The sequence below is a fragment of the Solwaraspora sp. WMMD792 genome (assembly GCF_029626105.1).
Taxonomy (GTDB): domain Bacteria; phylum Actinomycetota; class Actinomycetes; order Mycobacteriales; family Micromonosporaceae; genus Micromonospora_E.
Genome location: NZ_JARUBH010000009.1, coordinates 5942984 through 5968955 on the forward strand (window position 1 = coordinate 5942984; position 25972 = coordinate 5968955).

Consider the following 25972-nt stretch of genomic DNA (forward strand, 5'->3'; position numbering starts at 1 on the left):
AGGAAGTCAAGACCTCACCTCGGAATTGCGTCGCACCGGTGGTGCCGGGTCGGGCCGCGACACGCACTGATCGTCTGATGGTAGTCCGGCGTGTCGCCGTCCGGCGTGGGCATTACCACACCGACCACATGTCGGACCAGCGAACCCGGATTGGCCTGCGAAGACAGCGACCGGCCGCCCGACCTCTCCCCTGACGCGAGGTTGCGGCGTACGATCGCTCGTTGGGGACAGGAGACGGCGCGTGGTGAAGCTCGGCGGGTTTCAACGCTTGACCGGTTCGGTGGTGGGGGATCGCCAATGTCGCGACGTCTGGTCAGTCTGACGCTGGACACGCTGGAGGAGCTACCCAGATCCTGCCGGCGGTGTGTCTTCTGGGAGCTCGATCCGGTGGCAGCCGACCGCGCCCGGACCTCCGGCGACCCGGCGCTGGAGAAGGAGGCGTGGGTCTCCCAGACCCTGCTGGAGTGGGGTTCCTGCGGCAAGCTCGCCTACGTCGACGGCATGCCGGCCGGCTTCGTGATGTACGCGCCGCCGGCCTACCTGCCGAGGTCGATGGCGTTCCCGACGTCCCCGGTCTCCGCCGATGCGGTACTGCTGACCACGGCGCACGTGGTGCAGCCGTTCGCCGGTGGTGGCCTCGGGCGGATGCTGGTGCAGGGCGTGGCCCGGGATCTCACCAAACGGGGCATCAAGGCGATCGAGGCGTTCGGTGACGCCACCGCCGACCCGGAGGAGACGGCCGGTCGGGGCTGTCTCGCCCCAGCCGACTTCTACCTGTCGGTCGGCTTCAAGACGGTCCGGCAGCACCCCCGGTTCCCCCGGCTACGGCTGGAGTTGCGGACCGCGTTGTCGTGGAAGTCGGACGTCGAGTACGCCCTGGAGAAGCTGCTCGGCTCGATGACTCCGGAGAGCCTGCTTCGCCCGGCCACCCGCGCGGCGACGAACTGACTGACGTGGTTCAGGCCTCCGCCGTCGCGTCGACCACCGCCCGCAGCGTGTGTACGTCGATCGACCCGGTCGGCACGTCCAGCTCCACCGGGTAGTACATCCGCTGCACCGCCGCGACCAGCGCCTCTGCCACCTGGTCGCGGAACCCGGGCCGGATCAGCCGGGCCCGGTCGGCCGAGCAGGTCAGATAACCGACGTCCACCCGTACCGCCGGCATCCGGGTCAGCCGTAGCAACTCCCAGCTCTTCGCGTGGACCCGGCAGTCGCGCAGGCCGGTACGTACCGCGATCTCCCGCTGTACCAGCCCGGCCAGCCGCTCGCCGACCGTCGACGTGACCCCGTTGCCGGTGCCGTAGTGGTAGGTGGCCACCCCGTCGGCGGCCGGGTTGGCGTGCCCGTCGACGTGCAGGGAGATGAACAGGTCCGCGCCGACGTCGTTGGCCAGCTGGGTCCGCGCCGGGTCGCTGAGCACCGAGGTGGTGGCCGGACCCCGGGTGAGATGCACCCGCATCCCGGCTGCCGCCAGCCGCCCCTCCAACCGGGCGGCGAGGTCGTACGCCAGCTCCGCCTCGGACCAGCGCCGGCCGCTGTCGATGACCACAACGCCGGGATCGGGTCCCCCGTGACCAGGGTCGACGACGATCGTCTTGCCCACCAGGTTGGGGCCGGACTCGCGGAACGCGTCGGCTTCCCGCAGCCACTGCGGGCGTCCGCCGACCACCTTGCGGCCCAGCCTGCGCATCGCGTGCATGGTGTACGGCCCGCAGCTGCCGTCGGCGGTCAGTCCCACCTCCCGCTGGAACTGGGTGACCGAGCGGGCGGTGCGCCCGCCGTACACGCCGTCGGCGCGGCCCACGTCGTAGCCCATCTCCAGCAGACGTTCCTGCAGCGCCCGGACATCCTCGCCGACCAGTGGCTGCGGTATCGAGTGGTAGAGCGCCCGGTCGCCGAGCCGCCAGCGGGCGGCGTCCAGCGCCCGCCAGGTCTCCGCGCCTACCCGGCCGTCGATGCTCAGGCCACGGAGCTGCTGGAAGGCGCGTACGGCGTGCTCGGTGCGGGCGTCGAAGACGTCGGCCCCCGGGGTTGGCTCGAGCAGCTCCAGGTTGACCAGGATGGAGCGGATCTCGGCAACGGCGGGACCCTGATCGTCACGGCGGATCGGGCGCACGGGACGTGGACCTCCCCCCTGCAGGCGCGGACGATCCGGAGCGTAACCCGGCCGGCAGGTGCCCGTACCCGGGTTACGGCGAAGCGGACCGTACGGGGAGCGCCCGGTGTCCGGACGATCAGCCCGGGAACGGACCAGCCAGCAGCCCTACCCGCCGCCAGCAGCCTGAAAATGGACCAGCCGGCCCACCCGACGGGTGGGCCGGCTGGTCCGCCGTGCCACGCGGGGCAGCCCCGCTGAAGTTCAGAAGGCCGACTCGATCAGCTTGACCAGGTCGCCCTTGGGCCGGGCGCCGGCCACCGACTGCACCGGCTCACCGGCCTTGAACACGGTGAGCGTGGGAACCGACATCACCCGGTACCGGCGGGCGATCTCCGGGTTCTCGTCGATGTTCAGTTTGACGATCGACACCTTGTCACCCATCTCGGTGGCGATCTCCTCGAGCAGCGGTGCGACCTTGCGGCACGGCTGGCACCACTCGGCCCAGAAGTCCACCAGCACCGGCTTGTCGGACATCAGTACGTCGGTGGCGAAGCTGGCCTCGGTGACCGCTCGGGTAGCTCCCACGGAAAATCCTCCTCCTCGACCGCCGGTGCGCCGGCGGTCAGACCTCTTCGAGTGTGGCGAGGTAACGCTCGGCGTCGAGCGCCGCCGCGCAACCGCTGCCGGCAGCGGTGATCGCCTGCTGGTAGGTGTGGTCGACCAGGTCACCGGCGGCGAACACGCCCGGCACGCTGGTCCGGGTGCTCGGCGAGTCGACCAGCACGTAGCCGTTCTCGTCGAGCTCCACCTGGCCGCGGAACATTTCGCTCCGTGGGTCGTGACCGATCGCGACGAAGACCCCGGTGACGTCGAGTGTCCGGGACTCGCCGGTGTGCGTGTTGCGCAGCCGGATTCCGGAGACCTTACCGTCGGCGCCGAGGATCTCCTCGACGACACTGTTCCATTCGACCCGGATCTTGTCGTTGCCGAGCGCGCGGGCCGCCATGATCTGGCTGGCCCGGAACTCGTCGCGGCGGTGCACGATGGTCACCGATTCGGCGAACCGGGTTAGGAAGGTGGCTTCCTCCATCGCCGAGTCGCCACCGCCGACCACCACGACGTGCTGCCCCCGGAAGAAGAAGCCGTCACAGGTTGCGCAGGAAGAGACCCCGTGGCCGAGGAACTCCTGCTCACCGGGGACGTTCAGGGGACGCCACGCGGAGCCGGTGGCCAGGATGATCGCCTTGGCCCGGTAGCCGGTCTCGCCCACGTAGACGGTGCTGGCCTCGGTGGTGCCCGGGGTGCCGGTGTCGGCCAACTCGACCCGCGTCACGTCGTCGGTGACGAACTCGGCACCGAAGCGCTCGGCCTGCTTGCGGATCGAGTCCATCAGCTCCGGACCCATGATGCCGTCCGGGAAGCCCGGGAAGTTCTCCACCTCGGTGGTGGTCATCAGCGCTCCGCCGGACTGCACCCCCTCGATGACGAGTGGGCGCAGGTTGGCGCGTGCGGCGTACACCGCGGCGGTGTAACCGGCCGGCCCCGAGCCGATGATGATCAGGTTGCGGACCTCGTCCACTGCCGACTCCCAAAGTCTGATTTCTGCGCAACGGCGACCGTTGACGACAACGCCACGGAGCCGGGGAGTAATCCCGCTCCGGTGCCGCGTGTCCCACGTCACGCGACCGGCAGGGTCACCCTACCTGTGCCGAGTACCTGGTGTCCGCGCCGGCCACAGGCGTACCGCAGCCGGTGCCGCTCACCCAGATCCAGCTGGCACCGAAGCTGTCGCTGAACGAGAGGACCAGCGCCGGTTCACCTTCGAACGCCGCGAAGTCCACCAGGTCGACGCCGAGTACGCCGTTACCGTGCTCGGCGGTCACCGCGGCCACGCAGTCGGCCAGCGCGGCCGGGTCGGCGAGTCTGGCCAGTGCCGTCGAGGCGGGCGACTCCTGCAGTACGGTGTCTTCGCCGGCCGCCGGTTGCCCCCCGTCGACGCCGCCGCGCCCGACGGCCTCGAACATCGGCACGATCGTCGCCCGCTGGTAGTCGGTGCCGCTGGCCAGCAGCCGAGGTGCGGAGGCGTCCATCATCGTGCCCGGCTGGTCCTCCTGCCGGGTCTCGGCGCTCTGCTGGCTTTCGGCGCTGCCGGCACCGTCCGACGAGCTACCCGCCGTGGTGCTCGCGTCGTCGGCGGACCCGGCACCGAGCAGCTGGCCGACCCCGAGGCCGGCGAACGCCACGGCGGCCGCCGCGACGGTGATCGGAGCGGCGTACCGCTGCCAGCGGCGGCGACGGTCCCGCCGTGTGCGGGCCGCCGCCAGCGGCACCGGTGCCGCGACGGTGGCCAGATCCGGGCTGATCGCCGGATCCGGGGTCGGCTGTGGTAGCGGCTCGGCGGCCAGGGCGGCGTGCACCCGGTCGGCGACGTCGGGTGGGATCGGCTCGACGACGCTGCCCCACTCGGCGAGCATCGTCTGGACCAGCTGGGTGGCCTCGACCAGCTCGTCGTGGGCCGCCCGCCAGGACGGCCGTTCCGCGATCAGCCGGGCCACGGTGACCTCGTCCGGGGTGCCGTCGAGCGCCCCACCGACATAGTCGGCGAGCAGCTCTCGATCGACCTCCTGGAACCGGTCGGCGGTCACCGTTCCTCCTTGCCACCGTCGCCACGTGCGGACCCTGATGGGACGTCGTCGAGCCGCTGCGGGTTCCGTGGGGTGAGCGACGACACCTGGGCGCGTGGCGGTGCCACCTGCGCGTTCGCCCGCTGTGGTCGTAGATGCCCGAGAAGCCCGGCCAGCCGGGCCCGCCCCCGGGCGCAGCGGCTCTTCACCGTGCCCTCGGCGACGCCCAGCATCACCGCCGCGTCGGCGACCGGGTAGCCCTGCACGTCGACCAGGATCAACGCGGCCCGCTGCTCCGCCGGTAGCTCGGCCAGTGCCTGGCGGACGACCAGGGCGGTGTCGTGATCGACCGGGGGTGCCGCCGGCTCGGTGCCGCGTACGCCGTCGTCGTCCCGGCCACCGTCGGGCAGCGGGACCGTGGGGTGGGACTTGCGGCGGCGTACCCGGTCCAGGCACGCGTTGACCACGATGCGGTGCAGCCAGGTGGTGACCGCAGCGTCGCCCCGGAACCGGGCGGCCGCGCGGTGTGCCGACAGCAGCGCGTCCTGCAGCGCGTCGGCGGCCTCCTCCCGGTCGCTGAGCGTCCGCAGGGCAACCGCCCAGAGCCGGTCCTGGTGCCGCCGTACCAACTCGGCGAATGCCTCCGGGTCGCCGTCGACGTGTGCCCGGAGCAGTTCCTCGTCGCCGAGGTCGGCCCGGCGTCCGGTCATGGCCCCTCGACCGTGATCTCCTGAACGCCGATCTGGTATTTGTCGTTGCCGATCGGAGGCAGCTTGGTGATCCATACCAGGAGGTACTGGTAGGTCTCGTCGGGCGAGAACCCGCTGAAGGTGAGGGTTGCGCCGTCGGCGTTCTCGAATCGGGCACCGATCCGGTCGGTGAACGTCTCGAGGATCTCGTCGTCGCCTTCCCGGGTCGCTCCCGGATCGTTCGGACCGGCCAGTAGCTCGGCGGTGGCACCGGACGCGGACAGCTCGACCTTCACGCTGGTCACCGCCCGTGGCTCCTGCAGGTCGATCAGCACCCCCATGCCCCGCTTCAGGTTGCCGAAGTTGGGGTTGCGCTCGTAGGCGTCGGTCTCCCAGCCGGTGTTGGTGTCGCCGTCGACGGCGGCCTCCGCCCCGTCGAGCTCGTCACGGGCACCGTCGGCGTCGACGATGCGGACCTGGTCGCCGGAGAGGGCGATCGGCTGTGGCTGGGCCGGGGCACTGGTCTCGGTGGGACCCGGGGTCGAGGTCACCTGAGTCTGCGGCGGTGTCGGCTGACCGTCTTCGCCGTCACCGTCGTTGCCGAGCGCGCTGATCCCGAAGTACAGCCCGGTCACCGCGATGACCAGCAGGCCGGCGACACCGGCGGCGATCTTGCGGCGGGACGCGAGCGGGGTGCCGGTCGGCTCGTCGTCGTCGGCCGCCGAGAACCGCAGCGGTCCGACGCTGTCGAGGTAGTGCTCCTCGGTGCTGGCGTCGAGCCGACCCAGCTCGGCGGCGAGCACCTCCGAGGAGGGCAGGGCGAGTCGCGGGTCGAGCAGATCCATGGTCAGGTCGTCGAGGTACGCCGGAACACCGGAGCGCACCTGACGGGGGGCGGCGACCGCCCCGGTCGCATCCCGGACCGCGTCCGGCAGCGTCGTGCTGCCGGCCTCGTGCTGTGGCCACTGACCGGTCATCGCGAAGTAGAGCACCCCGCCGATCGCCCGGATGTCGGTTTCGTAGGTGTCGGAGCTGTCGGCCCGTGCGTCGGCCAGCACCACTCGGCCGTCGTGGCCGATCATCACCGTGCCGGGGTGGATGTTGCCGTGCACCATGCCGGTGGCGTGCACCGCAGCGATGGCGGAGGCGACCGAGTGGGCGATCATGGTGGCCCGGGCCGCGTCCAACGGACCGGCGGCGGCGATCACCTCGCGCAGCGAGTCGCCCTCCACCCACTCGCGGACCACGTAGGCCCGCTGCCCCTCGTCGATGGCGTCGTAGACGCCGACCAGGTTGGAGTGGATGACCCGACTGGCCCGGACCGCGGCCTGCAGCATTTCCATGGCGGAATCGCCACCGGGGTAGCGCAGCACCACCGCGACCGGACGGCGGAGCACCACGTCGACCCCACGCCAGACCTGCCGGCCCGCACTGTCGTTGTTGACGTGCTGAGCCAGCTGGTATCGCTCGGCGAGGATCTCGCCGGCGGAGGGCGCATCGAAGGCCATCATCGGCGGACTGGCCTCGTCCGCCTCCTGGCCTTCGCCGACCTGGGTCACCCGTCCTCCCTGTGGATCGTCTCGGTCGAACCCTGGTGCTGGTCGTCCGGTGTTCTGCCGGTTGTCCGGTTGTCCTGCTGGTCGCTCTTGCCGTGCTGGTCGGCGTGCTACCGGCACCGGCCGGCCCCGCAGCGGTGGAACGTCACCGTTCACGACCCGGTGTCGCACGTATCCGTCCAGAACGACCTTACCTGCGTTGCGGCACCACCAACATGTCAGCTTCCCGCAGCTCCCGCAATGCCGACCCGGGATCGACCTGCCGTCGGGCGGACCATCGGTCAATGCCGCCCCGCCCGTACGGCCAGCCGCACGCCCGGCCGGTGAGTAGCTACCGGGCGTGACACTGGCCCGGACGCATAACCTCCATCGCAAATATACGTTGTACCGCCCGGGTGCCGCTCCCAGCCCGCCGCGACAGCCCACTCGACAACCCGCCGGGACCGGGCCACGGAGGCTCCGACACCGCCCGTAACGAGGATCCTGGTTTTGAGTTATCCACAGGTGCTGACCTGGTGTCGAGCGTGTCCAACCCGGTTATCCACAGGTCCGTCCACAGGCTGATCTCGCCGGTCAGCGGCCGAGGCGACGGCGCACCATCGCCAGCACGTCGACGATCTCGCGGATCCGGAGGAGCACCGCCAACCCGAGGTAGACCAGCCCGACGGCGGCACCGCCGACCAGGAGTTGCAGGATCGCCAACGGCTGGCTCGGCGTGTCACCACCGGGCAGCAACGTGACAACGAGCCACCCGGCCAGGGCGGCACCGCCGGCCGCCAGCGCCACCTTGCCGAAGGTGACCATGATGCCGCCGAACCCGATCCGACCGACCCGGCGGCGCAGCAACCAGGCCGACAGCACCGCCGCCGCCAGGTACGAGACCCCGTTGCCGATCATCAGGCCGGCCGCCGCGAACTGCACCGACAGGGCGACGAACAGCCCGATCTGGACGAGAATCCGGAGCGCCACCACCGGAATGTTGATCAACGCCGGGGTGCGGGTGTCCGGCAGGGCGTAGAAGCCGAAGGTGAACAGCTGACTGACCGCGAACGGCACCAAGGCGACCGCCGCCGCCAGCAGTACCACGGCGGTGGCGTCGGCGGCTTCGGTGTCGAACGCGCCGTACCGGAACAGGGAGAAGGAAACCGGGGTGGCCAGCACCGCGTAGCAGACGGCGATCGGCGCGAGTACCGCCGTCACCGTCCGGGTGCCGCGCGCCAGGTCGACGGCCATGTCCGAGTAGCGGCCGTCGGCAGCGGCCGAGCTCATCCGCGGCATCAGCGCGGTGATCACCGAGACGGCGATGATGCCGTGCGCCATCATCAACAGCAGGAACACATTGTTGTAGATCAGCGGGCCGGCTTCGTCCTCGTCGCCCGCCCGGTTCAGCAGGTTGAACACCACCACCAGGCCGAGTTGGCTGACCGCCACGTAGCAGAACATCCAGACCCCGAGCCGACCCAGTTCGGCGAGGCCCAATTGGCGGAAGTCGAACCGCCAGCGCCACCGGAAACCAACCTTGCGCAGCGCCGGGACCAGGCCGGCGGCCTGCACCACCACGCCGAGCAGGGTGCCGCCGCCGAGCAGCACGATCCGGCCGGGGGTCATCTCGCCCGGTTCGATGATCCGGGCACCGAAGATCGCGATGTACGTGCCCAGGGTGGCGATCACCACCAGGTTGTTGAGGATCGGCGCCCACATCGGCGCCGCGAAGTGCCCCCGGGTGTTCAACAACGCGCTGACCAGCGCCGACAACCCGGTGAAGAAGATCATCGGCAACATCAGGTACGACAGCAGAGTGACCAGGTCACGGAACTCCTCCGTGGTGCGGTCACTGGAGTAGAGCAGCGTCAGCAGCGGTGCCGCGGCCATCGCGACCAGGGTGGCGACGGCCAGCGCCAGCACCGCCAGCGACAGCAGCCGCTGCGCGTACGCCTGACCGCGGTCCGGGTCCGACTTGCGTCGCCGCACCAGCACCGGCACCAGGACGCTGGTCAGGATCCCGCCGAGCAGGAACTCGTACACCATGCCGGGGAAGATCTGCGCCGTGGTGTAGGCGTTGCCGACCAGCGATCCGCCGAGCGCTGCCGCCAGTACCAGGGTCCGCAGGAAGCCGGTGCCCCGGCTGACCAGGCTGCCCAGCGCCATGACCGCGCTGTTGGTGGCGGCGCTGCCGCCCTCCTGCGGCTCCTGCACCGCCGGGTCCGGCATGGCCGCCGGCCGCTCGGACGGTGGCGCGGTCGACTCCACCACCGGCTGGCCGCCCGGTCCGACGGAGATCAGCGTGGCGCCGTCCGGCTCCGGGCCGCCCCGACCGGGGTCGGCGTTCGTACTCCGGTACAACCCGCTACTCATCGGACCTCCACCCCGCCGGTACGCCGGAATTGCCGCGCCGGACGCAGGCTCGAGCCTATCGGCCGTCGTCGTCGGCCGGGACGATGCCCGACAGTGCGTCGACCACCCAGGCGGCCTCGGCCGGCACCACCGGCTCGGTCAGCGCGTCCAGCACGGTCGGATGGTCGCAGCCGGCCTCGGCCAGCGTCCGACCGAGTACTGGCACCACCGCCAGGTCGCCGGTGTCGCGGGCCCGCCGGGCCAGTTCGGCGACGGCCGGGGTACGCCACGGAGTGTCGAGCACCCGGCGGTGCCGGGCCGCCGCCCGGCGTACCAACTCGGTGACCTCGTCGAACGGGAAGGACTCGGCACCGAGGACGCGGGCCGGTGCGCCGGGGCCGTCCGGCTGTCCGGCGGCCACCCAGCCCCAGCCGACGGCGTACCGCCAGTGTGTCCGGGCACCGTGGTCGAGATGGTCACGCACCTGCCGGGCCACCGACTCGTCGTCGAGGATCCGGGGGTCGACCGTGGCCGGTGCCGGCCACCAGGACGGGTCGGCGAACAGCTCCAGCGGCGGCTGCACCGGACCCGTCGTCGCCCTGGCCGCCGTATCGGTGCCACCGGGGCCGCCCGTCGGGCCGTCGCCAGTGGTCGCCGGGCCATCAGGTGTTGCCGGGTCTTCGGTTCCCGACGGCTCGTCGCGGCGTAGCGCGCGCAGCGCGGTGGCCAGCACGGTGGCTGCCCGGTCCGCCTCCGGCGGGTCACCGGCCGGTGGTGCGTACCGGTGCAGCAGCGCCACCAGTAGACCGGGATGCGGCCACGCCGGATCGTCCAGGGCGAGCAGCCGGCCGATCAGGTCCAGCTCCGCCCAGCGCAGCACCGCCGCGTACGGCCGGCCCGGATCCAGCCGGGCCAGCGGCAGCGGCTCGGTCGCTCCCGGCTGGCGCAGGCCGAGCAGGCATTCGCCGTACCCGAGGTCGATCTCCAGCACCAGGCCGTAGCCGTCGGCGACCGGCAGCACCACCCGGGTCTGCGCGTGATGGGCCGGTACGGGTCCGTCCACTGGCGGCAGGTACGCCGCCCAGAAGGTCGGATCGGTGGTCAGGCTGGCCAACGGTTCGGGAATCGGCACGGTGACTCATCCTGCCCGGCGGGGGCGGCGACGGCCACAGCGGCTACTCTGGCGATCCCATGTCCGAAACCTCCGCGCCTCGCGCCACCGATGCTCGCGCCACGGACGCTCGTGCCGCCGTCGGGTCCGACCGCACTGCGGCGACCCCGGGTGACCTGACCGCCGTGCAACGCAACGCCGTCGCCGAACTGCTCCGGGTCTCCCCGGTCGCCGACGAACTCGGCAACCGGTTCGCCGCCGCCGGCCACGAGCTGCACCTGGTCGGCGGCTCGGTCCGCGACGCGCTGCTCGGCCGACTCGGCAGCGACCTGGACTTCTGCACCGACGCGCACCCGGACCAGACCCTGGGGGTGCTCAAAGGCTGGGCGGAGGCGATCTGGGAGACCGGCCGCGAATTCGGCACCATCGGCGCCCGTCGGGGTGGGATGACCCTGGAGATCACCACCTACCGGGCGGAAGCCTACGACGGGGTGACCCGTAACCCGGTGGTCGCCTACGGCACCAGTCTCGCCGACGACCTGCGGCGGCGCGACTTCACCATCAACGCGATGGCGGTCAGCCTGCCCGAGCACCGGTTCACCGACCCGTACGGCGGGGTCAGCGATCTGGCCGCGAAGATCATCCGGACCCCGGGGACGCCGCAGGACTCGTTCGGCGACGACCCGCTGCGGATGCTGCGGGCCGCCCGGTTCGCCGCGCAGTTGCGGTTCGCCGTACATCCGGACGTCCGCGCGGCGATGGCCGCGATGGCGGCCGACCTGGACCGGATCACCGCCGAGCGGATCCGGGACGAGTTCAGCAAGCTGCTGTGCGGCGCCGACCCGGTCGCCGGGTTGCGGCTGCTGGTCGACTCCGGGCTGGCCGACCGGTTTCTGCCCGAGCTGTCCGGGCTGCGGCTGGAGATCGACGAGCACGCCCAGCACAAGGACGTGTACGAACACACGCTGACCGTGGTGAGCAACGCCGTCCGGCTGGAAAGCGACGGCTGCGACTTCGTCCTGCGAATGGCGGCGCTCATGCACGACGTCGGCAAGCCGGCGACCAAGGCGGTCGGGCCGGACGGCCGGGTCAGCTTCCACCACCACGAGGTGGTCGGTGCCCGGATGACCCGGCACCGGATGAAGGCGCTGCGCTACCCCAAGGAGGTCACCACCCAGGTGGCCAAGCTGGTCGGCCTGCACCTGCGGTTCTACGGGTACGGCCGGGGCGAGTGGACCGACTCGGCGGTCCGCCGCTACGTCACCGACGCCGAGGACCTGCTGCCCCGACTGCACAAACTGACCCGGTCCGACTGCACCACCCGCAACCGGCGCAAGGCCGCCGCGCTGGCCGCCGACTACGACGCGCTGGAGGAGCGGATCGCCAGGATCCAGGCCGAGGAGGATCTGGCCCGGGTCCGGCCGGACCTGGACGGCAACGCGATCATGGAGCTGCTCGGCGTACCGCCGGGACCGGTCGTCGGCCGGGCCTGGCGGCATCTCAAGGAGGTCCGGCTGGAGCGCGGCCCGCTGGACCGCGACGAGGCCGAGGCGGAGTTGCTCCGGTGGGCACGGGACGAAGGGATCCTGTCCGACGCCGGTTAGCCACCTGTCGCGCCCGAATCGGTGGTTACCGGGCGTTGTGCCGCTCGACTACCGTCGCAGGACGGACGGTGTGGCGATCTTGCTGGCGGTCGCGCGCCACCGACAGCTGATCAACCGGGAGGGCCTAGATGCAGCCGTGTGCGGTCTGCGGCGGTGTGTCCGTCAACCAGGCCGGCTACTGCCTCCAGTGCGGCACGTTCCGCGGTATTCCGTCCAGCCAGGCCGGCTACCCCGGACACCCGCCGCAGCAGCCGCCGGCACCGGTCTACCCCGGCAGCGGTGCGCCGAGCTACCCCGGCAGTGCACCGCCCGGCTATCCGGGCAGCGGCGCGCCGAGCTATCCGGGCTACCCGATGGCGCCGCAGCCGCCCGACCGGGGTCGGTCCTACCTGGTCCCGCTGGTGGCCCTCGGCGCGACGTTCGTCGTGCTGGTGGCGGCGATCGGCGTGGTGATCGCGGTCCGCGGCACTGGCGACGGCAACCGGGTCACAGCCGATTCGAGTGTCTCCCCGACCCCCAACGCGTCCGCGACTTCCAGCGCCTTGCCGACTCCGAGTGAAGCCTCGCCGCCGCTGGTGGACCCCTGCGTGGTCGGCAGCTGGCAGGTGGACTCGTACGAGGAGGACATCGCGCTGGACGAGCCGTTCGGCAAGACCAGGTTCACCGGCGTCGGGCCCGGTGCCCGGGTCGAGTTGCGCGAGGACGGGTCGGGCACCACCGACTACGGCGATGGCACCACCTTCGAGGGATTCGTAGCCGGGACCGTCGTCACCCTCACCGTCAGCGGACAGGTCACCTACCGCTTCCGTGCCCTGGACGGCACGGTCTCCTTCAGCGACGTCGACGCGGACGGCACGGTCACGTTGAGCGCCCCGGGTGTCGACTCGGAGAGCCAGGCCCTGATCGTCGAGTTCGACCCGGCCAGCTACCAGTGCGACGGCGACACCATGACGCAGCGCACGACGCTCTACACCGCAGAGATGTCCAAGCGCTGACTCGTCGGTGCCGCCGGGTCCGCTCAACAGTCCGCCGTCTGGTATCGCCGCGCCGGCCGGGTTCCGTAGTACCGCTCGCAGTGGATGTCCCTCACCCACGGGTCGGACGCGAGCGACATCAGCTGTGACCGCAGCTCATGGTCGCTGTCCACGATAATGTTCTCCACGTAGTCCTCGCGGAGGCGCCGTCGCGGACCCCAGGTGACCCGGAGCCGCCACCGTCGGTCCAGTTTGAGGTCCAAGGTATGAGTCTGGGACATGGAAGGTTCCCTTCTTCTGGAAATGGTGACGCCGGCTACGGATGGCAGGCGGCGAAGGCGATCAGCGTGGTCGGCTCGGGCGGCGGCCGGAACGAGTGTGCGGACGAGGCGTCGGCGCTAGGAGACGCAGCCCTACCAAGAAGGTGCAGACGCCGGCCAGCGCCGCCGCTGCCAGGGTGAACCACCAGTACGGTACGGACGCTGCATGGCAGACTCCGGCCGTCACGACCGTGGTGAGCAGCGTCGACGCGCAGACAATCGCCAGGTTGATCGTCTGGTGGAGTTGTCCCTTGACCTCGACGTCGCCGCGCAGGGTTAGCCACTGGTTGCCGAAGGTGACCGCCAGTTTGTCGGGCTGTATCGGGACCTGCTCAGCCTTGGCGCTGGGCTCCTCGTGTGCGAGGTCGATCTCCCGGGTGTCCCGCTGGGCTCCGTCTGCCATCCGTACTTCTCGCATCCTCGTAGCAGAAGTGAACTGAACGTGATCGGTCTTCGTGTAGCAGTCTATGCAACTGAGAGTGTCTCATGGGGCGCGCGACACGCTGACGATACACGCACGACGCGCACATCTGCCTGCCAGAACCGTCGGATCCTGAGGTGACAGATGCATCACGCAAAGTGACGAGTTCCCTTGTTGGTCCCTCGAGCCGGTCCTCGTCGGCCGTTGCCGAGCGCGCGCCTGTCTGAGGTGGGCGAAGCCCGAGGCCCCGCCAGTCTCGGGTGCGAGCTGTGGGATGTGGAACTCCAGATTGATTCGCTACTCAGGAAGCGCTAGCTTGACCGAACCAAGATCTAACAAATCGGCGGATGGTCAGATCGTGTGTCTGGGATGCATCACTCATACGTAAGAGGGGCACATATTCGATGTAGATGTGGCATCATCTACAACGTACGCCCGTTCGGTTACGCTGGGTAGCGGCGTGCGAAGGGCCGCAGGGTCCTGATAGTTGGGACGGCGTCCGTGACCGGCTCGTCACGCAAAGGAGACAGGCAGTCATGAGTCCACTACCAAACGCTCCTGACGGAGTGCGTTCGGCTACATCGGCTCGGCCCTCGAACGGTTCGACCGACCACACCGGTACCGGGGGCCGCCGCGAGGAGTCGCCCGCAGCCGGGACCGCAACTGTCGGAGCGCTTACCCGCGTGACGGCGAACTTCACTCCGAGGGCGATTTCCGCCCTGGAGAAGATCGCAGGTGAGACCGGCGATTCCAAGACCGACATTCTCAACCGGTCGGTGCTGCTCTACGACGCGATCCTCGATGCGGTCGAGCGGGAGGGGGGCAGTCTGCACGTCACCTATCCAGACGGCACCCGGGAGCGGCTACGGTTCATCGGCTGACGCGATCCAGGCCGGACGCAGGTCTGGGGACCGGTCGCGTTGCGTTCCAGCTGACTGATGATGAGACAGAGCCGGCCCGCACTGACAGTCCCGCGCTCCAGGTCTGATGGGACAATCGGCGGGTGCAGGTGCTCGTCCGCTCGGTGCTGACCACCGCTGACCTGGCCGCGATCCGGCTACTTGACACATCGTTCGTCGCTACCTCGGTGTACCACATCGCCGCCCGCGACAACGGGTTCAGGCTGCGGGAGGTCCCGGTGTCGCCGCCGGTGCGCAAACGGTACGACCTGACCGAGGGAGTCACCGAGGGCGGCCGGCCGTGGGACCTGTACGCGCTCGCGCTCGCCGACGACCAGCCGGTCGGCTTCATGGCGACCACCTACCAGCGGTGGAACGGGCGGCAGGTGGTCAACGAGCTGCACGTGGCACCGGCGTACCGCCGGCGCGGGGTGGCCCGGGAGCTGATCGGCATCGCACAGGTCACCGCCAGGGAGAACGCCGCCCGGGAGATCTGGTTGGAGACCCAGAACGTCAACGTCGCGGCGGTACGCGCGTACCGCCGGCTCGGGTTCACACTGACCGGTATCGACACCACCCGCTACCCGCCGCCGTACGCCGACGAGGTGGCCCTGTTCATGGCGGCACCGGTGCCGCCCGGCGCACCGGCGTAAGAGCCGACTGGCGGACAATCGGCGGATGCGATGGGCGGTGCTGGACTCACCGATCGGTGAGCTGTCGGTGGCGGTCGACGACGTCGGCGTGTGCCGGGTGCTGTTCGGGCGTACCGACGAGGTGGTCGACGTCGCGCCGACGGACCCGGTGCTGTGCGCGGCGCTCGACCAACTGCGCGGCTACTTCGCCGGTGCGTCCACCGGTTTCACGGTGCCGCTGTCGGTGCGGCGGGGCACGGAGTTCGAGCGGGCCGTGTGGCGGCGGATGACCGACATCCCGTACGGACAGACCGAAACCTACGGTGCGGTCGCCGCGGCGGTGGGCGACCCGCAGGCGGCGCGGGCGGTCGGAGTGGCCTGCAACCGCAACCCGATCCCGGTGATCGTGCCCTGCCACCGGATCGTCGGAGCCGGCGGCAAGCTGGTCGGCTTCGGTGGCGGGCTGCCCCGCAAACGGCACCTGCTGGAGCTGGAGGCAGCGGTGGCGCTGCGCCAGGCATGGACCTGAACGGCTCCGGGCGGCCCCGCTACAGCGGGACCGCCCGGCGATGCAAGGTGCCGATCGGCCGGCGAGTGGCTGCCGATCAGCGCTCGATCTTGTTGATGATGAAGTCCTCGACCGCCTGGCGGGCGTCGTGGTCGGCGTACTGCTCCGGCGGCGACTTCATGAAGTAGGACGAGGCCGACAGGACCGGGCCCCCGACGCCCCGGTCGAGGGCGATCTTCGCGGCGCGCAGCGCGTCGATGATCACGCCGGCGGAGTTGGGCGAGTCCCAGACCTCAAGCTTGAGCTCGGCGTTCAGCGGGGTGTCACCGAACGAGCGGCCCTCCAGCCGGATGTACGCCCACTTGCGGTCGTCGAGCCACGGCACGTGGTCGGACGGGCCGATGTGCACGTCGCTCTTGGCCATCTCGTGCGGCACCTGGGAGGTCACCGACTGGGTCTTCGAGATCTTCTTGGAGACCAGTCGGGTGCGCTCCAGCATGTTCATGAAGTCCATGTTGCCGCCGAAGTTCAGCTGGTACGTGCGCAGCAGCTCGACGCCCCGGTCCTCGAACAGCTTGGCCAGGGCCCGGTGCACGATGGTCGCGCCGACCTGGCTCTTGATGTCGTCGCCGACGATCGGCAGCCCGGCGTCGGTGAACTTCTGCGCCCAGGTCGGGTCCGAGGCGATGAACACCGGAAGGGCGTTGACGAAGGCGCAACCGGCGTCGATGGCGGCCTGCGCGTAGTGCCGGGCGGCCTGCTCGGAGCCGACCGGCAGGTAGCAGACGACCACCTCGGCGCGCGCGTCGCGCAGCGCCTGGGCGATGTCGACCGGCTGCTGGTCGGATTCCTGGATGACCTCCTGGTAGTACTCGCCTACACCGTCGAGGGTGGGGCCACGCTGCACCAGCACCCCGGTGGGCGGTACGTCGCAGAAGGTGATGGTGTTGTTCTCGCTGGCGTTGATCGCCTCCGCGAGGTCCATGCCGACCTTCTTGGCGTCCACGTCGAACGCCGCGACGAACTCCACGTCCGAGACGTGGTAGTCGCCGAAGGTGACGTGCATGAGACCCGGGACGCGGTCGTTGGGGTCGGCGTTGCGGTAGTACTCCACGCCCTGGACCAGGGACGAGGCGCAGTTTCCGACACCGACGATGGCGACGCGGACGGAGCCCATCGCGTTTGCCTCCTTCTTGTTCTTCACGGCCGCTCCGGCTCGTCTCCGGGCTGTCCCGGCGGAGCCTCCCTGGTCTGTCCAGGCGGGGGCGGATCGTTCTCTGCGGGTTCGAACTTCATGGGATCGGGGTGGCCGGTGCGTGGGGCCCGGCCGGACCGCTCGCTGGCGATCAGCTCCTCCAGCCACCGGACCTCGCGTTCGCAGGCGTCGAGTCCGTGCCGCTGGAGTTCGAGGGTGTATGCGTCGAGCCGCTCCGCGGCTCGACCGAGCACCTCGCGGAGCCCTTCCCGGCGCTCCTCGATCTTGCGCCGCCGCCCCTCCAGGATCCGCAGCCGGGTGGCCCGGTCGGTCCGGGAGAAGAAGGCGAAGTGCACGCCGAACCCGGTGTCCTCGTAGGTTTCCGGGCCGGTCTGGGCGATCAGGTCGGCGAACCGTTCCTTGCCTTCGGCGGTGATGGTGTAGACGACCCGGCCGCGGCGGCTGGTCAGTGCCGGGATCTCCGCGTCGGCGGTCGTGGGGTCGTCGGCTTCGGCGATCAGGCCGTTGGCCTGCAGCCTGCGCAGGGTGGGGTAGAGCGAGCCGTAGCTGATCGCGGCCCGGATCGCCCCGAGTTTGGCGGCGAGCTCCTTGCGGAGCTCGTAACCGTGCATAGGGGACTCCTGAAGCAGGCCGAGGATGGCGAGTTCGAGCACGCTGCCCCTCCTACCTCGTGGTCTGCCCGGCATCGTCGACTCGATGTATCGAGCCGATACATCGACACGGTAGACGGAAACCAGACACCGGGCAAATGGTTCCTTGCGTACGGTCGGCTACTGATCGTGACCGTGTCGCCAAGGTCAGCCGGGACCGCGTACGCTCGTGGCCATGCGTTCGCAGCGTCAGGTCGTCGACTACTCGCTTCAGCGGCGAGCCGTGCTGCGCGAGGTGTTCTCCGGCCGGGTGAGCAGCCACGAGGTCTGTGATGCCTCGCCCTACCTGAAGAGTGCTGCCCGGTTCCACGGCGAGCCGACCGACGAGAGCTGCCCGATCTGTCACCGCGAGAACCTGACCCACGTGCACTACATCTATGGCGATGAGCTGAAGCAGTCCGCCGGACAGGCCCGGAACCGGGCCGAGTTGTCGTTGCTGGCGATGACGCTGCGTGAGTTCCAGGTGTACGTCGTCGAGGTGTGTCGCGTCTGCAACTGGAACCACCTGGTGGAGCAGTATCTTCTCGGCCGGGATGGCCTAGGCGTCGGCGGTGACGGCGAGGCTGACGACGCCGTCGCCGTGTCCGGCGGCGGCCGTCCATCGATGACCAAACGAAGGCGAGAGGCCCAACGGTGAACCTGATTGCCCGGTCGCTGCGTAGGCACCAGAGAGTAGGCAGGGCAACGTTTCTGGTTAACCGGACAAGTCACGATATTTCTGATGAAGTGGCTTTCGGCTGCTGGTGTCGCTCCGGCACCGGTAGTGGGCCAACTCACGGCAGACCGGTGGTGGCGCTGGAGCGCACCACCGCAACCGGCAGGGTGTGACACATGAACTCGTACGGCGACCCCAACTCCGCCCACGGGCGTGCCTACAGTCCAGGCAGCGGTGGCGGATACGGATCCGAGCCGGATGACTACCACTGGGCCGGGACGGACGACGCCGGGCCGGCCCGCGGCCACTCCGCGCGGGGCGACTCCGAAGCGGGTTGGCCCGGCGGAGAGGCTTTCCGCGGACCAGCCAGCCCCGGCACCGGTCGGGCCTCGGTCGGTGGCCGTGCTCCGGTCAGCGGCGCCTCAGCCGGACGGGCCTCCGCCGGACGAGCGTCGGTGGGTAGCGCGTCGGTGGGTAGCGCGTCGGTCGGCAGCGCATCGGTCAGCGGCGGCCCAGCCGGTCGGGCCTCGGTCGGTGGCCGCGCTCCGGTCAGCGGTGGTGCCCCGGTCGGTGGCAGCGCCCCGGTCGGTGGTGCCGCCGGCCGTGCCGGAGTCGGCCGGGCGACCGTCGGGCGGGCCAGCGTACGACCGGTCTCGCCGGCCGGTGGGTTCGGCGGCGGTCCGGGTGGTCCCGGCGGACCGGGCGGTCCTGGTGGACCTGACGGCCCGTCCGGGCCGGGACGCCGTGGCCGGGGCGGTCGCGGCGGCGACCCTGCCGCGGCGAAACGGGCCAAGCAGCGTCGGCGGATCAACCTGCTGATCGCGTCGTTCGCGGTCCTGATCATGCTCACCGGTGGCGCGGTCGTCGGTGGCACCTACTACTCGACGACGGTGACTCTGCCCGAGGAGCTGCCGCTGCCGCTGGCCAGCACGATGTACGCCAGTGACGGCACCACCCGGATCGCCAAGTTGGGCGAGTTCAACCGGGTATTCGTCACCGTCGACCAGATCCCCGAGCACGTGCAGCGGGCGGTGGCCTCCGCCGAGGACCGCAAGTTCTACGAGCACTCCGGCGTCGACTACGTCGGTATCGCCCGGGCGGCCTGGAACAACTTCACCGGCGGCACCCGGCAGGGCGCCTCGACGATCACCCAGCAGTACGCCCGTAACGCGATGGACCTGCAGGAGGTCTCCTACGCCCGGAAGGTCCGCGAGGCGGTGCTGGCCTCGAAGCTCACCGACCGGTACGACAAGTCCGAGATCATGGGCTTCTACCTCAACACCATCTACTTCGGCCGCGGCGCCTACGGCATCGAGGCCGCCGCGCAGCAGTACTTCGGCAAGTCGGTCGCCGACCTGTCGGTCGCCGAGGGCGCGGTGATCGCGGCAGTGATCAAGCAGCCGGAGCCGGACGCGACCACCGGGCACCAGGGTTACGACCCGGCGGTCAACGAGGCCGAGGCCAAGGTCCGCTGGGAGTACGTGATCGGCGGCATGGTCGAGATGGGTTGGCTGCCCGAGGCCGAGCGACCGACCGAGTACCCGGAGATCCGGGAGGTCGACCCGAACAGCTGCATCATCGACTGCGGGATCAACACCCCCGAGGGCAACGTCATCAACTACGTCCGCGACGAGATGGTGCAGATGGGCATCTGCACGCCGGACACCTGCTCGCAGGAGCTGCGGCAGGGCGGCTACCGGGTCGTCACGACGATCGACGCGAAGATGCAGGACGCCGCGGAGAAGGCGATCTGGCGTAAGGCCAAGGGGTCGGCCATGGAGGGCCAGCCGGAGAACCTGATGGCGGCGATGGTCGCGATCGATCCGGAGACCGGCCGGGTGCTCGCCTACTTCGGCGGCGACAACGGCACCGGGCACGACTACGCCGGCCGCAACTACGAGAACGGCCAGTGGACCGGCGGCCACTCGCCCGGCTCGACGTTCAAGATCTACACGTTGGCCGCCGCCCTGGACAACGACATCTCGGTCGACTCGCACTGGACGGCGAAGCCGTTCAAGGTCGAGGGCACCGAGATCCAGGTGCAGAACGCCGGCCGGAACGCCAGCTGTGGCGAGTGGTGCTCGCTGGAGTTCTCCACCGTCCAGTCCTACAACGTGCCCTTCTACCACGTCACCGAGCAGATCGGCGCCGACAAGGTGGTCGGCATGGCCAAGGCGGCCGGCGTCGCCACCATGTGGAACACCGCCGACAACAAGCCGTACGACCTGACCACGGCCGACCCGAAGGAGGTTGCTCCGTCGCCGTTCTTCAACGTGGTCGGGTACGGGCAGTACCCGGTGACGGTGCTCGACCACGCCAACGGGGTGGCGACGCTGGCCAACCGCGGGGTCTACAACAAGGCCCACTTCGTGATCTCGGTCGAGAAGAAGAACCTGGTCAGCGGTGAATGGGTGACGGCCGGAGGCGAGCAGCTCAAGCCGGAGCAGCGGATCCGGCAGGAGGTCGTGGCGGACCTGACCGACGTGCTGACCCAGATCCCGAACAACATCAACAGGGACCTCAACGGCGGGCGTCCGGTCGCTGGCAAGACCGGCACCTGGGAGCTCAACGAGTCCAGCGGCGAGAACGGCGATGCCTGGATGGTCGGCTACACCCCGCAGATCGCGACGGCGGTGTGGGTCGGCAACGTCGGAGACCGCAAGGCGATCCGCGACAAGAACAACAACAAGATCGGTGGTAGCGGACTGCCCGCCATCATCTGGCAGCGCTTCATGAACGAGGCGCACAAGGGAATGGACGTCGAACAGTTCCCGGCTGCCCGGGAGATCGGCAGCGTCGACGCCGGCAACGGCAAGTCGCCGGCCCCGCCGCCGCCGGACCCGCAACGGCCGGGTCGCGGCGGAATCTGCGACGGTCCGCTGGGCGACCTGTTCTGCCCGGGCGGCGGAAACAACGGCGACAACAACGGGAACAACGACGGCGACCAGGGCGACGACGGCGCCGGTAACCCCACCGGAACTCCTGGTAACGGGACCGACCCCAACGACGGTGACGACCAGGGTGGCGACGGCGGCATCGGGTTCGACTTCGGCGGTGGTGCTGGCGGCACCACTGTGCCGCCGACACTGCCGCCGCCGACACGCTGATCGACGGACGTAGATCACCAATCACCGCGCCGGCCGGTGACCAGGTCAACTGACCTGGTCACCGGCCGGCGCGGTACATCGGTGAACTCGACATGCCGGTCCTGGGCAGACGAAAGCAGGTCGAGTACGGCAGGATGCCTGTTCATGAGCGTGCAGCCGCCGAACGGTATCGATGGAGTTGAGCGGGCCGAGCAACCTGGACCGGCCACCGCAGCCGAGGGCGAACCGGTCGAGCGGCCGCCCGTCGACCACCCGTCGCGCGCTGACCGGTTCGTCCGCGGCCTCTCCGAAGCGATCGGTGGCCCGCTGGGTCGGCACGCCGCCGGGCAGGACAGTGCCGCCGGTCGGCCCGGCCGGTTCTGGACCGCCGCCCGGATCGTGCTCGCACTGATCTGCCTCAGTCTCGCCGCGCACTGGGTGCAGAAGTCGCCCTGCATGGACGGTGCCTGGCAGGACAACGTCCAGTACACCCGGTTCTGCTACACCGACGTGCTCGCTCTCTACTACGCCGAAGGGCTCAACGAAGGCAAGGTCCCCTACCTCGACCACCCCGTCGAGTACCCGGTGGTGACCGGCTACTTCATGGGCGCACTCGGGCTGCCGGTGCACGCGCTCGGCGCGGACCGGCCCGAGCTCAACCAGGCGATGTGGTTCTACAACGCCAACGCCCTGGTGCTCTGCGCGCTGGGGGTGGCCGCCGTGGCGGCGATCCTCGCTCTGCGCCGCCGCCGACCGTGGGACGCCGCGATGTTCGCTCTCGCCCCCGCGCTGGTGCTGACCGCCACCGTCAACTGGGACATGCTGCCGATCGGGTTCGCGATGTTCGGCCTGTTCGCCTGGGTACGGCAGCGCCCACTGCTCGCCGGCGTCCTGCTCGGCATCGGCGGTGCCGCCAAGATGTGGCCGCTGTTCCTACTCGGACCGATCCTCGTCCTCGGCCTGCGGTCGGCCCGGATCCGGGCCACCGCCACCGCGATCGCCGCCGCGGTCGGCACCGTTGTCGCGGTCAACCTGCCGGTCTACCTCTTCGCCCACGACGGGTGGCGGCGGTTCTTCGAACTCAACTCCGAACGGCCGATCGACTGGGGAACGCTGTGGTACATCGGGCGCTACCTGGACGGCAAGTGGGCCGGCGGTACGCCCGGCGACCAGGGCCCGTTCCAGTGGCTCAGCGACCACATCCCGACGCTGAACACCCTGTCGTACGTCCTGTTCGGTCTGGCCTGCCTCGGCATCGGCGCGTTGGGGGTGCTCGCGCCGCGTCGGCCCCGGCTGGCCGCGTTGGCCTTCCTGGTGGTCGCGGCATTCCTCATCTTCAGCAAGGTCTGGTCACAGCAGTTCACCCTGTGGCTGTTGCCGCTGATCGTGCTGGCCCGGCCGCGCTGGGGTGCCTTCCTCGCCTGGCAGGCCGCCGAGGTCGGCTACTTCCTCGCCTTCTACGGGCAACTGCTCGGCACCGCGACCGGCAGCCAGGTCATCCCGGAAGGGGTCTTCGTGCTGGCCGCCACGCTGCGGCTCGGCACGGTGGTGGCGCTGTGCGTGTTCGTGATCCGCGACATCCTCCACCCGGAGCGGGACGTGGTACGCCGCAACTACTCCGACGACCCGGACGGCGGCGTCTTCGACGGCGCGCCGGACGCCGGGTGGGTGCCCAAGGTCCGCCGCTGGTTCAACGACGAACGCGAACCCAGGCCGGCCCCCGGAGGATCACAGTCGGTAGACGACGGTGTCGCCGATGTCGACCCGGTCGATGCCGAGCCCGTCAACCGGTAGGTCGACGGTGGTCTGCCACGGCGTGCCGGGCACCTCGTCACGCCGGAGCACCACGGTACGTACGCCCAGCTCCCGCAGGTACCCGATGCTGGACTGATCGGGGAACGTCCGGGTGACCTCCCGTACCTCGGCCAACTGGTCCGGGGTGAAGCCGCTGCCGCCGTTCACCACCGGCTGGAACCGGGTCGTCGACCAGAGCATCACGTGCTGGTCGAGATTCTGGCTGCTGGGCAGCACCAGGATCGGTCCGTCGTCGACCCGCATGATCTGCGGCTGCTCGGGCACCACCGGGTGCGGGGTGACGTTCAACCCCTCCACCAGGACCAGTAGCAGGGGCAGCAGGGTGGCCAGCCGCAGCAGCGCGCCGGGCCGTTCGGTGACCCGCTGCCGGGCGATGTCGTCCACCCGGCCGACGAACGCCGCCACCGCCCCGGCGGCAAGGATCGCCAGCAGCAGCGTGGTCCACAGCATCATCCGGCCCGGTGTGCGGATTCCGTCCCAGCCGGGTACGTATTCGAAGAGCAGACCGTAGCTGTAGGTGCCGCTGAAGAAGCTGCTGCCCATCGCGAGGATTCCGGTGAGCAGCACCCCGGCGAGCAGCAACAGCCGTTGCCGCCACGTCCAGACGGACAGCACCAGCCCGGCGAGGGCCAGCGCGTACAGCACGAAGCCGGGCAGCAGGGTCATCTCCGGATGCCAGGGCAGTGCCGCGCGGGCATCGGCGTGCCGGTCGCCCCAGATCAGCGACTCCGCCGGCGCGGTGAAGAACCCGGACACCGGCGGCGAGTACGCGGCCAGGTCGGCCATGGTCCGAGCGGCGTTCGGGTGCAGTTCGGCGACCCGGAAGTACGGAATCGCCAGCAGCACCCCGACGGCGGTGAACAGCGCGCCGCCGGCCAGGTCGGTGAGCAGCAGTACGGCTCCGAACGGCTTTCGCTGCGGCCAGAACCAGGTGCGCCGGACCAGGTACATGGCCAGTGAGACCAGGCAGATGATCGCCAGGATGTAGATGAACGGCAGTCCGATACCGAATCCGAGGCTGATCTGCCAGGCTGCGGTGAGCCAGCCGGCCAGCGCCCAGCTGACGCTGCGCCGCTGCGGTCGGTAGCCGTACCGCAGTGACCAGCCGTGTCCCCGGGCCAGCATGGCCAGCGCCAATGGAATGCCGCCGTTGGAGACGATGTGCAGGTGCCCGGCCTGGGACAGCAGCCACGGCGCGTACGCGTAGCCGGCCGCACCGACGGCTGCCGCGGTCCGCCCGGTGCCGAGCTGTCGGATCAGTGCGTACGCGCCGAGCGCCGCCAGCGCGTGGGCCAGCACGAAGATGATGTTGTAGCGCAGGACCGCCGCCACCGGCCCGTCTCCGATCATGCCGGCGGGCGCGTAGCCGAGCAGGGTGTCGGAGAAGGCGAAGCTCCACGACTGCGGGTAGAAGGTGTTCGACTGCCACAGCTGGGTGGGATCGGTCAGCAGAATATGCCCGGACCAGGCCATCTGCCAGGCCTGCAAAGTCGGATCCCAGGTGTCCTGCGGGATCGTGTAGAGCGGGTAGCGCAGCGTGGGCCAGGTCATCGCCACCGCGACGACGAGCGCCGCGACGGTGGCCAGGCTCCATTCGTGGATCAGTACCCGGACGACGGCCCGTCGGGCCCGCACCAGCCGACCCGGCCGGCTCTCCGGCGCGGGACCGAACGCGATGAACGGGTCGTCGGTCGGCTCGGCCTTGGTTTGCGGCGGGTCGTCGGTCGTGACCAGCTCGGCCTCCGGCCGGCCCACCGTCGTTTCGTCGAGCTGCTGTTCGGTGCCGTTGGTCGATGCCGGGTCGGGGCGGACCGGGTCGGCCGTGCTGGCCTGGTCGCCGTCGGCGGCTGCTCGCTTGCCGGTCATCGGGTCGTGTCCTGCTGCCCCAGCCGATCTCGCAGGAAGGCGATGTCCGCCGCCTGGCCGGCGGTGCCACCCGGAGTCTCGACGATGACCGGCGCGTCGGCGGATCGGATCACCGCGACGATCAGTTCCGGGTCGATCATGCCGGCCTGGAGGTTCTCGTGGCGGTCCCGGCTGCTGTCGAAGGCGTCCTTGGACCCGTTGGCGTGGATCAGGTCGATCCGGCCGGTGATCGCCTTGACCCGGTCGACGATGCCGAGCAGCTCCTCACCTGCGGCGTGGGCGTGGCAGGTGTCCAGGCAGAAACCCGGACCGAACTCGCCGATCGTGTCCCACAGTCGGGCCAGCGCGTCGAACCGTCGGGCGCAGGCGTTCTCGCCGCCTGCGGTGTTCTCGATCAGTACCGGAACCGGAAAGCCGCCCTGGTCCCGCGCATAGGCGAAGGTCTTGCGCCAGTTGTCGAAACCCACCGCCGCGTCGTCGCCCCGGCTGACGTGGCCGCCGTGCACGATCAGACCCTTCGCCCCCACCTGGTGGGCACCGGTGGCATGGCTCAGCAGGAGCTTGCGACTCGGAATCCGGATCCGGTTGTTCGAGGTGGCGACGTTGATCACGTACGGAGCATGCACGTACCGGTCCACGTCCGAGCTGGCCAGCTGATCCGCGTCGGTGCGCGGCTGCGGGGCCTTCCAGCCCTGCGGGTCGGAGAGGAAGAACTGGACCGCGTCTGCCCGGCGGTCGGCGGCTGCGGTGAGCGGGTCGCTGGGGTCGACGTGGGCTCCGATACGCATGGGCCGAGCCTACGTGGCAAGCCTGACGATCCGGGCACCGGCGGTTGGTGCGACCACCGGTTCGTACCGGTGGACGTGGGCCGGCAGCCCGGCGAGCCGGCCGCGTCACCGCCGCCGATCGCGGTC

The 25972-nt window shown here is 70.2% G+C and carries 23 protein-coding genes; 9 read left to right on the top strand and 14 right to left on the bottom strand.

Translation table 11 applies throughout. From position 1 onward, the window contains the following. The first annotated feature begins 297 nt into the window (after positions 1-297). Positions 298-948 (top strand): GNAT family N-acetyltransferase, encoded by a 651-nt coding sequence (locus O7629_RS27635; protein WP_278172893.1) that lies wholly within the window; start codon positions 298-300, stop codon positions 946-948. 10 nt (positions 949-958) lie between these two features. Here the strand turns inward: O7629_RS27635 and O7629_RS27640 are convergent, their stop codons facing one another. From O7629_RS27640 to O7629_RS27675, 8 genes are all read right to left on the bottom strand, one after another. Further along, a complete protein-coding gene (locus tag O7629_RS27640; RefSeq protein ID WP_278172894.1) occupies positions 959-2116 on the bottom strand; it encodes an N-acetylmuramoyl-L-alanine amidase in 1158 nt (385 codons plus the stop codon). A gap of 243 nt (positions 2117-2359) precedes the next feature. Continuing rightward, on the bottom strand, positions 2360-2683 hold the full coding sequence (gene trxA / locus O7629_RS27645; RefSeq protein ID WP_123606654.1) for a thioredoxin: 324 nt from the start codon (positions 2681-2683) through the stop codon (positions 2360-2362). Positions 2684-2720: 37 nt separating this feature from the next. Next, positions 2721-3677 carry a thioredoxin-disulfide reductase gene (gene trxB, locus O7629_RS27650; protein ID WP_278172896.1) on the bottom strand — a complete coding sequence of 319 codons (957 nt, stop codon included), beginning with the start codon at positions 3675-3677 and terminating at the stop codon, positions 2721-2723. Positions 3678-3792: 115 nt separating this feature from the next. Continuing rightward, a complete protein-coding gene (locus O7629_RS27655) occupies positions 3793-4743 on the bottom strand; it encodes a hypothetical protein (RefSeq protein ID WP_278172898.1) in 951 nt (316 codons plus the stop codon). After that, on the bottom strand, positions 4740-5432 hold the full coding sequence (gene sigM / locus O7629_RS27660) for an RNA polymerase sigma factor SigM (RefSeq protein WP_278172900.1): 693 nt from the start codon (positions 5430-5432) through the stop codon (positions 4740-4742). The genes O7629_RS27655 and sigM overlap by 4 nt, the downstream gene beginning before the upstream one ends. Continuing rightward, positions 5429-6922, bottom strand: a complete 1494-nt coding sequence (locus O7629_RS27665) for a protein kinase (RefSeq protein WP_278174700.1) — start codon at positions 6920-6922, stop codon at positions 5429-5431. The genes sigM and O7629_RS27665 overlap by 4 nt, the downstream gene beginning before the upstream one ends. Before the next feature lie 618 nt (positions 6923-7540). Further along, positions 7541-9322: a murein biosynthesis integral membrane protein MurJ gene (gene murJ / locus O7629_RS27670; RefSeq protein WP_278172901.1), complete on the bottom strand. Its 1782-nt coding sequence runs from the start codon at positions 9320-9322 to the stop codon at positions 7541-7543. A gap of 55 nt (positions 9323-9377) precedes the next feature. Then, positions 9378-10433, bottom strand: a complete 1056-nt coding sequence (locus O7629_RS27675) for a hypothetical protein (protein WP_278172902.1) — start codon at positions 10431-10433, stop codon at positions 9378-9380. A 59-nt stretch (positions 10434-10492) separates the two neighbouring features. Here O7629_RS27675 and O7629_RS27680 point away from each other — a divergent pair, with 59 nt between their 5' ends. Then, positions 10493-12016, top strand: coding sequence for a CCA tRNA nucleotidyltransferase (locus O7629_RS27680; RefSeq protein ID WP_278172903.1), 1524 nt, complete (start codon positions 10493-10495; stop codon positions 12014-12016). Positions 12017-12144: 128 nt separating this feature from the next. Beyond that, positions 12145-13011 (top strand): hypothetical protein, encoded by an 867-nt coding sequence (locus O7629_RS27685; protein ID WP_278172904.1) that lies wholly within the window; start codon positions 12145-12147, stop codon positions 13009-13011. A gap of 23 nt (positions 13012-13034) precedes the next feature. On the opposite strand, the gene O7629_RS27690 is transcribed toward O7629_RS27685, so the two are convergent. Both O7629_RS27690 and O7629_RS27695 read right to left on the bottom strand, forming a co-directional pair. Next, on the bottom strand, positions 13035-13271 hold the full coding sequence (locus O7629_RS27690) for a hypothetical protein (protein ID WP_278172905.1): 237 nt from the start codon (positions 13269-13271) through the stop codon (positions 13035-13037). A 61-nt stretch (positions 13272-13332) separates the two neighbouring features. Then, positions 13333-13713: a hypothetical protein gene (locus O7629_RS27695; protein ID WP_278172906.1), complete on the bottom strand. Its 381-nt coding sequence runs from the start codon at positions 13711-13713 to the stop codon at positions 13333-13335. Positions 13714-14414: 701 nt separating this feature from the next. On the opposite strand from O7629_RS27695, the gene O7629_RS27700 reads away from it, so the two are divergent. From O7629_RS27700 to O7629_RS27710, 3 genes are all read left to right on the top strand, one after another. Next, on the top strand, positions 14415-14612 hold the full coding sequence (locus O7629_RS27700; RefSeq protein WP_278172908.1) for a hypothetical protein: 198 nt from the start codon (positions 14415-14417) through the stop codon (positions 14610-14612). A gap of 122 nt (positions 14613-14734) precedes the next feature. Continuing rightward, the gene (locus O7629_RS27705) at positions 14735-15283 is read left to right on the top strand and encodes a GNAT family N-acetyltransferase (protein WP_278172910.1); all 549 of its coding nucleotides are present in this window, start codon (positions 14735-14737) and stop codon (positions 15281-15283) included. Positions 15284-15308: 25 nt separating this feature from the next. Continuing rightward, complete coding sequence (locus tag O7629_RS27710; RefSeq protein WP_278172911.1) at positions 15309-15791, top strand: methylated-DNA--[protein]-cysteine S-methyltransferase; 483 nt, start codon at positions 15309-15311, stop codon at positions 15789-15791. Between the two features lie 76 nt (positions 15792-15867). On the opposite strand, the gene O7629_RS27715 is transcribed toward O7629_RS27710, so the two are convergent. Continuing rightward, complete coding sequence (locus O7629_RS27715) at positions 15868-16947, bottom strand: inositol-3-phosphate synthase (protein ID WP_278174701.1); 1080 nt, start codon at positions 16945-16947, stop codon at positions 15868-15870. 23 nt (positions 16948-16970) lie between these two features. After that, complete coding sequence (locus tag O7629_RS27720) at positions 16971-17639, bottom strand: PadR family transcriptional regulator (protein ID WP_278172913.1); 669 nt, start codon at positions 17637-17639, stop codon at positions 16971-16973. Between the two features lie 172 nt (positions 17640-17811). On the opposite strand from O7629_RS27720, the gene O7629_RS27725 reads away from it, so the two are divergent. The 3 genes from O7629_RS27725 to O7629_RS27735 all read left to right on the top strand — a co-directional run bounded on the left by O7629_RS27725 (position 17812) and on the right by O7629_RS27735 (position 23171). Continuing rightward, on the top strand, positions 17812-18273 hold the full coding sequence (locus O7629_RS27725) for a DUF5318 domain-containing protein (RefSeq protein ID WP_278172914.1): 462 nt from the start codon (positions 17812-17814) through the stop codon (positions 18271-18273). 488 nt (positions 18274-18761) lie between these two features. Next, the gene (locus O7629_RS27730) at positions 18762-21398 is read left to right on the top strand and encodes a transglycosylase domain-containing protein (RefSeq protein WP_347403698.1); all 2637 of its coding nucleotides are present in this window, start codon (positions 18762-18764) and stop codon (positions 21396-21398) included. A gap of 144 nt (positions 21399-21542) precedes the next feature. Beyond that, on the top strand, positions 21543-23171 hold the full coding sequence (locus O7629_RS27735; RefSeq protein ID WP_278172918.1) for a glycosyltransferase 87 family protein: 1629 nt from the start codon (positions 21543-21545) through the stop codon (positions 23169-23171). Here the strand turns inward: O7629_RS27735 and O7629_RS27740 are convergent. Together O7629_RS27740 and O7629_RS27745 are read right to left on the bottom strand one after the other, a co-directional pair. Continuing rightward, the gene (locus O7629_RS27740) at positions 23106-25058 is read right to left on the bottom strand and encodes a hypothetical protein (protein WP_278172920.1); all 1953 of its coding nucleotides are present in this window, start codon (positions 25056-25058) and stop codon (positions 23106-23108) included. The two genes, O7629_RS27735 and O7629_RS27740, sit on opposite strands and share 66 nt — an antisense overlap. Further along, positions 25055-25846 (bottom strand): deoxyribonuclease IV, encoded by a 792-nt coding sequence (locus O7629_RS27745; RefSeq protein WP_278172921.1) that lies wholly within the window; start codon positions 25844-25846, stop codon positions 25055-25057. The genes O7629_RS27740 and O7629_RS27745 overlap by 4 nt, the downstream gene beginning before the upstream one ends. Positions 25847-25972: the final 126 nt, after the last annotated feature.

Bases quoted from the DNA above. Each gene is read 5' to 3' on its own strand.
- O7629_RS27635 (WP_278172893.1), top strand. From the start codon at position 298: ATGTCGCGACGTCTGGTCAGTCTGACGCTGGACACGCTGGAGGAGCTA.
- sigM (WP_278172900.1), bottom strand. From the start codon at position 5,432: ATGACCGGACGCCGGGCCGACCTCGGCGACGAGGAACTGCTCCGGGCA.
- O7629_RS27665 (WP_278174700.1), bottom strand. From the start codon at position 6,922: ATGATGGCCTTCGATGCGCCCTCCGCCGGCGAGATCCTCGCCGAGCGA.
- murJ (WP_278172901.1), bottom strand. From the start codon at position 9,322: ATGAGTAGCGGGTTGTACCGGAGTACGAACGCCGACCCCGGTCGGGGC.
- O7629_RS27680 (WP_278172903.1), top strand. From the start codon at position 10,493: ATGTCCGAAACCTCCGCGCCTCGCGCCACCGATGCTCGCGCCACGGAC.
- O7629_RS27685 (WP_278172904.1), top strand. From the start codon at position 12,145: ATGCAGCCGTGTGCGGTCTGCGGCGGTGTGTCCGTCAACCAGGCCGGC.
- O7629_RS27690 (WP_278172905.1), bottom strand. From the start codon at position 13,271: ATGTCCCAGACTCATACCTTGGACCTCAAACTGGACCGACGGTGGCGG.
- O7629_RS27695 (WP_278172906.1), bottom strand. From the start codon at position 13,713: ATGGCAGACGGAGCCCAGCGGGACACCCGGGAGATCGACCTCGCACAC.
- O7629_RS27710 (WP_278172911.1), top strand. From the start codon at position 15,309: ATGCGATGGGCGGTGCTGGACTCACCGATCGGTGAGCTGTCGGTGGCG.
- O7629_RS27715 (WP_278174701.1), bottom strand. From the start codon at position 16,947: ATGGGCTCCGTCCGCGTCGCCATCGTCGGTGTCGGAAACTGCGCCTCG.
- O7629_RS27725 (WP_278172914.1), top strand. From the start codon at position 17,812: ATGCGTTCGCAGCGTCAGGTCGTCGACTACTCGCTTCAGCGGCGAGCC.
- O7629_RS27735 (WP_278172918.1), top strand. From the start codon at position 21,543: ATGAGCGTGCAGCCGCCGAACGGTATCGATGGAGTTGAGCGGGCCGAG.
- O7629_RS27740 (WP_278172920.1), bottom strand. From the start codon at position 25,058: ATGACCGGCAAGCGAGCAGCCGCCGACGGCGACCAGGCCAGCACGGCC.
- O7629_RS27745 (WP_278172921.1), bottom strand. From the start codon at position 25,846: ATGCGTATCGGAGCCCACGTCGACCCCAGCGACCCGCTCACCGCAGCC.